Raw genomic sequence first — 11,924 nt, 5'->3', positions numbered from 1 at the left:
CGAGGAGGCTTGGCGAACGCCCCCCGGAAAGCAAGCGCCTGGAGCGGAAATCAACCATTTCCCCTCCAAAATAAATAAAAAAGACAAAAAGCATCGAAGTCTCGATGCCTTTTGTCGACAATCTGAAACGATCCAAAACTGGATCGTTTTTATCATTTTTATTTATAACTATCCATTGGGTTATATAACTTAACCTCTGGATTTTTGTCCTGGAACCATCTTAATGCAAAGTCATTCTCAAATAAGAACACTTTTTTATCGTAGCGATCTTTTACAAGTAAGCTTCGTCCGCTTGAAAGATTCTCGTTTACATCGTCGTTTTCTACCCAACGAGTAATCTTAGAACCTAGACGCTCCATAAGGACTTCAGTATTATATTCATTCTTCATTCGATGTTCGAATACTTCAAACTGTAGTTGACCAACTGCCCCTAGTAGGTATTCATCCGTCTTGACGGTTTTGAAAAGCTGGATGGCTCCTTCTTGGACAAGTTGCTGAATCCCTTTATGGAAGTGCTTTTGCTTCATCACGTTTTTAGCCGTTACTTTTACAAATAGCTCAGGGGTAAACTGCGGTAATCGCTCATATTGGAAGTTGTTTTTTCCAACCGTTAACGTGTCTCCGATTTGATACGTACCTGGGTCATACAATCCAATAATATCACCACTAACAGCTTCCTCCACTGTACTCCGGTCGTCGGCCATAAATTGTGTGGATTGAGCAAGCTTTAATTGTTTCCCTAATCTAGGGATGTTCACCGTCATGCCACGCTCAAATTTCCCTGAGCATACTCGTAAAAAGGCAATACGGTCGCGGTGAGCAGGATTCATATTCGCTTGAATCTTAAAAATAAAACCTGAGAATTCTTCTGATAATGGGTCAATCTCACCATCTGTAGAATTTCTAGCTTGAGGTGATGGAGCAAATTGTAAATAGGTTTCTAAGAAAGTCTGAACTCCAAAATTAGCTAGAGCACTTCCGAAGAAAACAGGTGTTAATTCACCATTCACAAGTCTTTCACGAGAAAACTCGTTTCCTGCTTCATTTAACAGCATAATTTCTTCAAGTGTTTGGTCGTATAAAGAGTTTTCCTTTAATCTATGGTCACCCTCTATTTCACCATCTTCATTTAGTTCGACAAATCGTTCTTTTTCATCAACACGGAACTGTTCGATACGATTGTAATAACGGTCATAAATTCCTAAGAATTCCTTCCCCATCCCTATCGGCCAGTTCATTGGATAAGACTCAATTCCCATTACTTCTTCTAATTCTGCAAGAAGTTCAAGAGGGGTTTTTCCTTGGCGATCCAGCTTATTAATAAAAGTAAAAATAGGAATTCCTCTCATGCGACAAACCTTAAATAATTTTAACGTTTGTTCCTCAATCCCTTTTGCAGAATCAATAATCATAACGGCACTATCTACAGCTGTTAATGTTCTGTAAGTGTCCTCACTGAAATCTTGGTGACCTGGTGTATCCAAAATATTTACTCGACAACCACTGTACTCAAATTGCATAACACTTGAGGTTACAGAAATTCCCCTTTGTTTTTCAATTTCCATCCAGTCACTGGTCGCAAATTTACCAGTCTTTTTACCCTTTACTGTACCCGCATCACGAATAGCTCCACCGAATAAGAGTAGCTTTTCTGTTAGGGTTGTTTTACCAGCATCCGGGTGGGATATGATGGCAAACGTACGACGTGATAATACTTCATCTTTTAATTGCTTAGACATCTTTTTATTTCCTTTCCTATATACATAAAAACTCATTTTGACAATAGTTCATAATATAATGATTTAATCAGATTCTAATTCTTCAACTATATACCTTATGAGTTAACTTCTTATTCCTTTACAAATTAAAACCCATAACTTTAATCATATCCTTCAAATGAAAACTTTGCAACGTACTTCTTGTATAGCTAATTCTTTTTTTATTGGATGATTTCCGTCTATAATAAAATAAGCTTCAATGAACTTTGCAAGAGGTGAAAGCAGCATGGATTCTATAACACATACTCTTTTTGGACTTGCCTTATATGGAACCGTTGATAAAGCAGACATGAGCCGCAAAACAAAAGCTGCTTATTTGATTACAACCGTTGGGGCGAGTCAAATTCCTGATATCGACGTCATTTCAAAGCTTTGGGACAATGAGGGCCTATATCAAATGTGGCACCGAGGGATTACACATTCCATTTTCCTGACACCTATTTGGGCTCTTTTATTTTATTTCTTTTGTCTGTATTTCTTAAAAGTTAAAGACAAGAGATTATTCTATCTAGGCTTACTAGCCGTTTTCATCCATAATACGAGTGATTTATTTAATGCTTGGGGTACTGGTTATTTGGAACCCTTTTCGCCAATAAGAATTACGTTTGGAACCATCTCTATTGTTGATTTTGTTTTTTGGCTTATTTTCGCTGTCGCCTTCTTGCTATCTAGGAGAAACAAGGTTCGTACACCGTTTTATTTTCGAATGGCATGGTGTTTTATCATCTTACACTTAGTCATTCAGACCAGTCAGGGGTATATTTTACATAGAGAGTATAAAGTTGATTATGATCAAGTAGCTCTTTCAGCTAACTTTATTCCCTGGACCTTTTCCGTCATAACAAAGAAGGATAACACGGTAACGATTTACGATGACAATCTCTTCAAGGAAAAAGAAGCGCTATATGTACTAAACTCGAAAGAAGATGCAGAGTTAGAAACCCTCTTTAAGCAAAGACCCGAGGCTAAGACCTTATTCGAATGGTCCCCTTTCGTAGTCATTGTGGATGATGATAAACAATTAGGAGTTTATGATCCAAGATTTTATCGAAATGGGCAATCCTTTTTATTTGAGTATATTGAGAAGAATAGTTTGGTGGAATGATTAAGTTATTTTCTAGACTAGAGGGCACCCTTCAATTGTTAAAGATCTCGTGAAAACTTATTCACGAGATCTTTAAATTTACTCTTCCCTTCATTCATTCGCAAAATATTCTATCGTTTTCACAATACCCGATTCTACTGTCCAGGATGGTTCCCATTTAAGTTGTTCAATGGCATGATGGTTATCCAATTGACTATGAAGGATATCTCCGTCCCTTGCAGGTTTGTAAAGAGGGGAATGATTAAGATTGAGTTTTTGGGCTATTATGTTATATAAATCATTAATACTTGTTTGTTGATTGTAACTAATGTTGTAGATACCGTTTTTTCCATTTTTAATAGCCAGCACATTTGCTTTAGCAACATCCTCAACGTAGACAAAATCCCTTGTTTGATTTCCATCCCCAAAGATGAGTGGTGCCTCCCCTTTCAACATCTGCTTTATGAAGATACTGACTACTCCTCCTTCACCATCTGCTTTTTGCCTTGGGCCAAATACATTAGCATATCTTAAAATTGTGTACGGGATACCATGGATTTTATTAAATAATTCAATATACTCTTCAGAGACTAATTTCGAGGTTCCATAAAAAGAGATTGGGTTAGTAGAGGTATTTTCATGGATGGCAAGATTTACTGTTTCTCCATATACAGCACTAGACGAGGAAAATATAAACTTCCTAACCTTATATTCCTTACAATATTGCAGTAATTTAATGGTGCCTACAATGTTAACCATTGCGTCCTCTACTGGGTCCTCAATTGATTTTGAAACATCAATCTGGGCAGCTAAGTGAATAACAATGTCCGGTCTTTCTTTTTTAAAAATCATCCTTATTTTTCTTGAGAATAGATGGGTATTATAAAATTTCACCCCAGCAGGTACATTACGAATATCTCCATTAGATAGATCATCTAGTACAATGGGAGTATAGCCTTCTTTTAATAATGCCTCCACCACATGGGAGCCGATAAACCCCGCTCCACCTGTAACTAGTATTTTCATTTTCTATCACGAACGTAATTATCCTTAATCATAAAAACTCCCCTTCAACTTCTTCTGTTTTTTAAGAATATCTATAAATAAGATTGATATACCTTTTCTAGTTTAGAAATCATCACATCTTGTCTTAAATGCTTTTCTGCATATGTCTTTGCTGCAATTCCTAGAGAATTTCGTAACTCTATGTTATTGATTAATAGCTTAAGAGCATCCTTAATCTGATCGGTATCCCCAGGTTCACAAATCATTCCGGTTTCACCATCTTGAATCATTTCTGGAATTCCCCCACAATTGGACGTAATGATTGCTTGACCTGCAAACATGGCCTCGATGACTGAAAGAGGAAAATTATCATTGATGGTAGATAAAACAAAAATTGATGACTTTGAGAGTAACTTGGCAACATCGGTTCTTTTACCAAAAAAGATGACATTTTCTAGCCCCAATTCTTCAACGAGATTTTCTAGCCTTCCTCTCATTACACCGTCTCCCACAATCCATACGTCTACCTTTGACAACTCTTCCTTTTCTAATTGTGAAAGGGCCTTAAAAAAATATTCATGCCCTTTTCTAGGAGAAAGACGAGAAACACTAGAAATAATTAATTTATGGTCTTCTTTCTCCTTTATCTCTGGCTGAAAATTAATCCCTGTATACACCGTAGTCATGTTCTCATCTTTTGCTCCAAAATCTATTAAAGGGTTACGGAAGGAATCGCTTATAATAATAATTTCATCAGATGCCCTAATACCTTGTTTTTCAACCTCTGTAAAGTACGCTTCCTCTAGAGATCCTTTTTTCATCTTGTTAAACTTCAATCGACTTTTTGTAAAGAAACCATGTGGAGTAAAAAATATCGTCTTTTGATACTCTTGATTTAACTTTCCTAGTACAAACAGAGCAAAAAGATCCTGAGCATGTATCACATCAAATTTTTCTAGATGTTGCATCCTTAAGAACTCTTCGAATACGATTAAGAAACTAGTATTTTTTATAATCTTTTCATTTACCTCACCATATCTCTTTAGCATATATGCTCTAACTTCATTCGCTACTTCTGGTATTCGGTGCTGCAAATCTTTCTCTGACATTTGATTTGGAGAAAGAACCACTACTTCGTGCTCCCTATTCTCGAATCCCTCTTTTACGGATGTTATATAATGGGATAGTCCTCCCATGTGCGGATACTCAAAGAAGGTGACATATAGAATCTTTAGCTTGGATGTTGGCTTCTTAGTGATGGACTTTTTTTTTCCGAAACTTTGAAAAGTTTCCACTAAATGATGATGGTCTTTGTTCATGATGCCATAATGTTGGTCCATTACATGAAGTAAGCTAGAATGAAAAGGGCAACTGCTCTCTTTAAATTTCAACGTTTTCACCTCCAAAAGTTGAGGATGGGAATTATTTATAAACTCCAAGCTCCTTGCCCCAAGTGGAGATTTTGTCTAGATGATACGGTATTAATTCCCCACCACGATCTTCAAAGAGTCTTCGAAACTGAGTGTGTAGTCCCTTTTCTAGTGTTCTTTGTAAATAGGCCATCTTATATAAATCCATTGGGTTTGTTTTAAAATCAATCCCATGTTTTTTCATTTCCATTGTATATACTTCTACACAATGAGTACGAATTTCTTCTCCTCTTGGCTGCCAGTCTTTTCTAAAGGCTAAAAGGATTTCAACTAATACAATCATGTCTAGCATAGATGGAGCAAATTTTGCAGATTCCCAATCAATAAACTGAATGTTCCAAGGGGCTTCTTTGGAAACATCATGACTACATATATTTTGCATATGAAGATCACCATGAGTAATGGACGATCCACCTTCTAACAATTCCGGGAAAAAGTCTGGTCCATTACTATATAGCTTTATTAGTGATTTATGGTAAGGTTTAAGCACATCCTTCATCCGCTTGTCCTTAACCCCTTCATTAAGAAAATCTACCGTTTTATTTACGTACTTCGTTCGCTCTTTTTTCATTTTGGTAGAATCATATACCGGGAGCCAAGATTTCCACACGTCACCTTGCTTCTTGAATTTGTCTTCATAGGTATGGGCATGTAGTTTTGCGAGGGTTGGAATAATGTAGTCAAAGTGCTTCGGCGTAAAGGTTAATTGTCCTCTAATTTGATGAACAAACTCCATGAAGACCCATGTCTCGTCTTTGTTAACCTTTTCTTCAATAAGGTAAATTTTAGGTAAAAACTCCCTCATAACTGGGTAGGCCTTGTGGTATAAATTAATTTCAACTTCGTTTTTATAGTTAGTGGAGTTATAGATTTTAAAAATTATAGGGAATGGTCCTGTGGCTGCTTTGACAGACAATTTATAAATACTGCTTCTTTTTGTGGACTTTAAACACTCTATACTAGGTTCTATTGATACCTTTTTCCCTATAGATTGGGATAGCTTATCGTCAGTCTTTAATTTCTGAAAAGATCCATATAAAGTTTTGGAGTCATACAATGCTTTCATTCCTTTCTTTTCCAATAATTAACTAAGTGGGACCATGTGCTTCTAATAAATGGCATAGGATCATCCCACGCTAGTAAAGCAAATTCCTTTTTTCCTTTTAAGCCCGTAAAGAAATCTCGTACAGTCATGAGTCCCCGTTTTCTTTTTTCAAGGAAGGTTAAAAAGTATCTTACAAGATATATCCACTTGACACCTTCAATCTGTTCAAGCCTAGGGGATGGATTCTGATTGGTTAGGTAGAGATAATACATATAGACAAAATCAATTCCTGATTTTTCAGTAATACTATGTGTTAACCAAAATCGAGGATTAATTTCGATAAACTTATATATTCCATCCCTCGGGTCTTTTTTAAACTCTGCCATTCCAATTCCTTTAAGGGAAATCTCCTTAAAGAAAGGTAGTGTAATATCAACCAGTTCTGGAATTCGTTTACTAACAATATGTGCCCCTGTTCCAAAATCCATCGGAAACTGATGATTTTTTTGGAGTGTAAATAAAGCAAGTAGATTCATTTGGTCATCATAGAAAGTCGCCACTTTATAAAAGCATTGGTTATCCCCTGGTATAATTTCTTGTATGATTAGCTCCCCTAAATCTCTATACATCTGATATTCAATTCTTAATTGATCCGAATTCTCAATTAAAATCGCTTTTTTATTTAAACTTTTCCGAAACTCATGCCCATGTACAGGCTTTAGAATACAAGGAAAATCAAGCTTTTCAATCGCCTTTTCTAACTGTTCCTCCCCTTCTACAAAGTAAGTTTTCGGACATGGAATATGATGTTTTACAGCCAATTCATAAGATTTCTTCTTATCTAGTACTGCTTCAATCATGTCGTGTTCGGGGTACAAGAAAAGATAATAGTTACTCAATTCTTCTCGATATTTAGAAATAAAAATAACATAGTCATCAGCACCCGCAAATAATACGGGTTTTACGGGACAACGATTGGATAAATCAATCAAAAAATCTAGTAGTTCCTTCTCCTCGTTTAATGGACTTGGGCACACCCCACATTGGGCTAACCGAGACTTCCCGGTAAGAAAAGGTCTTTCTGTGTCATACGCAAAAACTTTTATACCTTTTCTCGCAAGACTTCGAATTATCCCAACTCCGTTTGCGCTAAAATCGAGAACAACAGCAGGATGTTCATGCTCCATTCTACCCCTTCTCCCTATCTAGAAATCTATTATATATATCTTCAATAGTTAAAAGCATGGCATCACTCGTTAAATGTTTTTTTGCATATTGATAAGCATTAGTAGCTATTTTCTCCCTATTGGTTGGATTATTAAGTAGATACCTAATGGCTGTAGCAAGTGCCTTAGAATCTCCAGGCTCTACAATAATTCCAGTCTGGTAATTCTTAATGATTTCTGGTATCCCTCCGCAATTAGTGGAAATAATGGCTGTTCCACTGTGCATTGCCTCTATGATGGATATTGGTAAGTTGTCGTTGATTGTAGGTAACACAAAAATATCTGTTTGACCAAGAATCTTAGGAACATCATCCCTGGTTCCAAGAAATTTAACATTAGTTAGGTTTAATGTTTTTGCTTGTTCTTCTAATTCAGTTCTCATTTCGCCATCACCTACGATGAGTACCTCAGCATTAGCAATATGTTTTCTGACTTGATTTAGTGCGTCTAGTAAATATTTATGCCCCTTTCTAGGTCCCAACCTAGCTACGGTTGAAATCACGAGGCTATTACTCTTTTTCGCTCCTTTTTTTGCTGCTTTATCATCAAAATCAATTCCCGTATTCACTGTAGTCATTTTTGATTCTATGGCTCCAAGCTTTTTCAAAGGTTCACGGAACGAATCACTTAAAATGATGATATGGCTGGCAAACTGAATGGCCTTTCTCTCCATTTCAGTATAGTAGACTTCTTCAATTGAACCCTTTTCGATTCTATTAAACTGTAGCCTACTGAACGTGAACATCCCATGCGGAGTAAAAAACAGCGGTTTTCCATAGCTTTCATTAAAACGACCTAGTATATTAGCTGTAAACAGGTCCTGAGCGTGGAATATATCATATTTGCTCAAGTCCATTTTTTTCAACATTTCCTCATAAATGTACAAAAGTCGTGAGCTTTGAATAATTTTGCTATTGCTTGTTCCATATCGATTATGAAAGAATGTCTTAAGTTCAGGAACAACGGCTTCTCTTAACTCTCCAACCTTCGCACTTGAAAATTGATTCGGTGACACAATGTCTACTTTGTGTCCTTGTTTTTTCAGTCCGTTACTGAGGGTGGTAATATAATTCGATAAGCCTCCCGTATGCGGATAGTCCCAGAACGTAGCAATTAGAATAGATAGCTTTGCTTTTCCTGGCTTTTCTTTGGACTTCTTTTTCTTTTTAGATTTTTCTTTTCTTTTTCCGATTTTCTCCTTGTTTATCGTTTCAAATGAGGTTGATTTTACTCGGTAGTAACGATCCATCTTTTCGATGATGTATGGGTATGGAAAAATTAACTCAGCTTTCACTTCCAAATCCTCCTTATCATTTCAAATGCTTCTGCATATGGTACCCCGACAGTCATTCCCCTAACATTTGCCATATGTTTTACACCTTCGTATGAGCGTGGATGAGGGTAGTCTCTCATTTCCACATCGTAATACTTAAGTGACGCTATCTTGTCATCAATGGTACTTGTGATATCGACATAATAATTTGGCTTAAATGTCTTATCGTTCGTATGAATATTCCATTCACTTGACGAAACGGTTTCAAAGGTAAGTAATTCAATGGGTTTCCTGTTTGGAAGTGGTCTTGCCGCTGTTAACACTGCCTGAAAGGTTATTTGATGATCACGATTCAAATCACCGTAGTGATGAGTGAAAATTTTATCAGGGTTATACTTATTTATTAAGTCTTCAATATCCTTATTTAGTTGGTGAAGTGGCAACATTTCTAATTCTAGATTAGGATATTCAAGAAAAATAACCTCATCTATCCCAATCTCTTTATTTGCTAACCGTCCCATATCTTGTATGTGGTGAGCTTCTTCTTTTCTCCCTAATGCTGTAATGACCGAAACAACCTTACAACCGCTATCTACTAGTCTTTTTAGAGTTCCAGCCAACCCCAGAAGTTCATCATCTGGATGGGCAGCAATGACTAACACACACTCTCTCATTCCCTTCACTCCTATAAATCTTGTATTACGGTTAATATATGTAATAGGTCTATTAGACGAAACAGACACTAGCCGTGGGCTAGTGCCTTTCTTTACAAAATCTTAATTTTTACTTCTACCTTTGCCTATTGTAATTCCTCCACTAATAAGTTGGAGTCTTAAAGAACCATCTGAATCTACCCATATAAAATAGTCTTGCCCTGTCGTAACAAATGAACCTGAGTCTATTAGTTCCTTCCCATAAAACACTTTGATTTTATCTCCTAATGTAAGTGCTCTACCGAGAAAAGGAATTTCACGTACATGGTTAACTCTATAGTCTATAGAAGTGTTAGCCAGTTCAAAGGATGACTCTTCTATAGATTGGTCTTCCACTTGATCTACTTCAATAACCACTTCAGGTTGATTTTCTAGAGAACCTGAAGAGATTTCCTCTAGAAAATTGAAATCTAACATATTTGGTGATGATGTCATTTTATCTTGTATAACATTTGTCAAATGGTCCCAATTAATGAGAGAGTCCGGAATGCTATTTTTATCATTAGATTCCACCCATTCATCCTTAGGTTCATCCGGGCTTTGCTCACTTATATGATGGATCAATCTATCCTCCTGAAATTCCACTTTTCCTTCTATATTTAGAGGATCAGCCGAATTTACCTGGGCTTCCTCGTTTATAGGTTGCATCTCTTCTTCTTGATATTCTCCCACGCTTTCTACTTTAGAAGGTATAACAGTTTTCTCTTGAACTGGCTTTACACTAAACACTGGTCTAAAATTTGATTCCTTGACATCTTCTTTAGGTTCGAGGGCATTTGAATCTTTCACTTCAAAGATTAAAGTGCTGTCTTTTATATCATATTTTACCGATTCTTTTATAGGTGGAGACAAAAAGTCAATTTTAAATTGGTTGAGACTTTCTCTTCCTATATACCTTACTTCAAATTGATTTCTATAACGCCTAAATGAGAACCTCTTCTTCCTTTTACGATGTCCATAAGCTTTCGGATTTTTTTTACGATTTGTCATTTGCCCTTCCCCATTATCCATGCCCGTTCTGGTTGAGACTTTCCCACCAAGCTCGTCTTTCGTACTCGTCCTCTTAGATAAAACATTTTTGTGTAGGTAACTGATGTAGATCGATTGATTATGACACGAGAGCTCCCTTATAAATTTCTTCAGCAAGTACTCAGAATAGATCTTCGGCGTAATATATTCATTTATATATAAATAACAATTTGTCATTATTTTCACTCCAAAGATTTTATATTAATACCAACTTATTCCCATGCAAAATATAGGTGATTAGGAATGTATAATAATGGAAAAATAGGCTGAACTCTCCATTATTCTAGACATATATATAGATAAAGGTTTTAACCTATTTTTAATAAAGGAGTGATTAATATGGTAGAAAGGAATGATTCGGAAAATCCTTTTTCATCTAAGTTCAAAAATCAATTATCATTTTTGCAATCCTTAACTGCTGCTGAAGCACTTAACTTCATTTTTAGTATGGGGGATCATATTCAGGTCTTCTCCGGTGATAAACGACTAGACTATAAAGGCTCATTTGTTGTGGCGACTGATAATCTTTTAATTTGGGTTAATAGCTCAGGTGAACTGAATGTTCAGCACCTTGGAGGTCCAATAAGCATACGGAAGGTTCACGACCCTAAAAAAAAGGACCGTAAAAAGAATAAAGAAAGTTATAAAAATCATAAATCAAAAGAACAAAAACACATAAAGGATGACCGTCAAACAGTTGACGAAGAAATCATAACCTTTGCTAAGTACGAGGGGAACTTCGAACAGGATTCTGACCCAGAATTAGAATCTGAAATAGAGAATGATATTGAAGAAAGCGTATCTAGGGATGAAAATTTTAATCTGAACCATGAATTAACCGAGGTGTTGATAGCTACTCAAGATCCTTTTGATAAAGAGATTCACGAAGATAGTAAACCTATACTTGAGCAGGATCTCATAACTGATGAAGGACAAGAAGATATTTTAATGGAGGAATCTAGTGGAACTAACTCACTTGAAGTGGAATCTAGTGAATTAGCGGATGCCGAGGAACACAGCTTAGAGAACGACAATCATTCATCGATTTTAGAGCTACCTCACGATCTCTCCTTTGAGCCTATTGAAAACGATTATTTATCTTATCAAGATGCCCTAGCAGATGAATCCCCATCAGTTGAGAATCAACTTCTTCAAGTGATTGACGAACCTGAATCTTCTAGTCATTTTGAGGAGCCTTTTCAAGAAAGAGATCATATAGAAAAGGACGATGATGGAGAAGGACAAAAGTACTAGCCTATCATTAATAGTCTTTTAACCAATTTAAGTTTAAAACTAGTAAAAATGACCATATTCACTAATATTGCAAAAAATAGATGATTC

Annotated in this window: 10 protein-coding genes; 2 read left to right on the top strand and 8 right to left on the bottom strand. The window is 36.2% G+C overall.

The window, feature by feature from the left end:
• Positions 1 to 158: 158 nt before the first annotated feature.
• A complete protein-coding gene (locus ACFYKX_RS07965; protein WP_389359802.1) occupies positions 159 to 1,739 on the bottom strand; it encodes a peptide chain release factor 3 in 1,581 nt (526 codons plus the stop codon).
• Between the two features lie 265 nt (positions 1,740 to 2,004).
• Between ACFYKX_RS07965 and ACFYKX_RS07960 the strand changes: the two genes are divergently transcribed.
• Entirely contained in the window at positions 2,005 to 2,883 is an 879-nt protein-coding gene (locus ACFYKX_RS07960; protein ID WP_389359800.1) for a metal-dependent hydrolase, read from the top strand.
• Between the two features lie 90 nt (positions 2,884 to 2,973).
• Here ACFYKX_RS07960 and ACFYKX_RS07955 read toward each other — a convergent pair whose 3' ends face one another.
• The 7 genes from ACFYKX_RS07955 to ACFYKX_RS07925 form a co-directional block, all read right to left on the bottom strand.
• Entirely contained in the window at positions 2,974 to 3,888 is a 915-nt protein-coding gene (locus tag ACFYKX_RS07955) for an NAD-dependent epimerase/dehydratase family protein (protein ID WP_389359798.1), read from the bottom strand.
• 71 nt (positions 3,889 to 3,959) lie between these two features.
• On the bottom strand, positions 3,960 to 5,207 hold the full coding sequence (locus tag ACFYKX_RS07950; protein WP_389359845.1) for a glycosyltransferase family 4 protein: 1,248 nt from the start codon (positions 5,205 to 5,207) through the stop codon (positions 3,960 to 3,962).
• 82 nt (positions 5,208 to 5,289) lie between these two features.
• The gene (locus ACFYKX_RS07945) at positions 5,290 to 6,354 is read right to left on the bottom strand and encodes a hypothetical protein (RefSeq protein ID WP_389359843.1); all 1,065 of its coding nucleotides are present in this window, start codon (positions 6,352 to 6,354) and stop codon (positions 5,290 to 5,292) included.
• Between the two features lie 5 nt (positions 6,355 to 6,359).
• The gene (locus tag ACFYKX_RS07940) at positions 6,360 to 7,529 is read right to left on the bottom strand and encodes a carboxylate--amine ligase (RefSeq protein WP_389359796.1); all 1,170 of its coding nucleotides are present in this window, start codon (positions 7,527 to 7,529) and stop codon (positions 6,360 to 6,362) included.
• 1 nt (position 7,530) lies between these two features.
• Positions 7,531 to 8,817 carry a glycosyltransferase family 4 protein gene (locus ACFYKX_RS07935; protein ID WP_389359841.1) on the bottom strand — a complete coding sequence of 429 codons (1,287 nt, stop codon included), beginning with the start codon at positions 8,815 to 8,817 and terminating at the stop codon, positions 7,531 to 7,533.
• Positions 8,818 to 8,858: 41 nt separating this feature from the next.
• Entirely contained in the window at positions 8,859 to 9,515 is a 657-nt protein-coding gene (locus ACFYKX_RS07930; RefSeq protein ID WP_389359794.1) for a PIG-L deacetylase family protein, read from the bottom strand.
• 102 nt (positions 9,516 to 9,617) lie between these two features.
• Positions 9,618 to 10,760 (bottom strand): hypothetical protein, encoded by a 1,143-nt coding sequence (locus ACFYKX_RS07925; protein WP_389359792.1) that lies wholly within the window; start codon positions 10,758 to 10,760, stop codon positions 9,618 to 9,620.
• Between the two features lie 162 nt (positions 10,761 to 10,922).
• On the opposite strand from ACFYKX_RS07925, the gene ACFYKX_RS07920 reads away from it, so the two are divergent.
• On the top strand, positions 10,923 to 11,837 hold the full coding sequence (locus ACFYKX_RS07920) for a hypothetical protein (RefSeq protein ID WP_389359790.1): 915 nt from the start codon (positions 10,923 to 10,925) through the stop codon (positions 11,835 to 11,837).
• The last annotated feature ends 87 nt before the right edge of the window (positions 11,838 to 11,924 follow it).

This window comes from Cytobacillus spartinae, from assembly GCF_042865285.1.
Taxonomy (GTDB): Bacteria; Bacillota; Bacilli; order Bacillales; family Cytobacillaceae; genus Robertmurraya_A; species Robertmurraya_A spartinae.
This window is presented reverse-complemented; position numbering and strand designations above follow the sequence as displayed.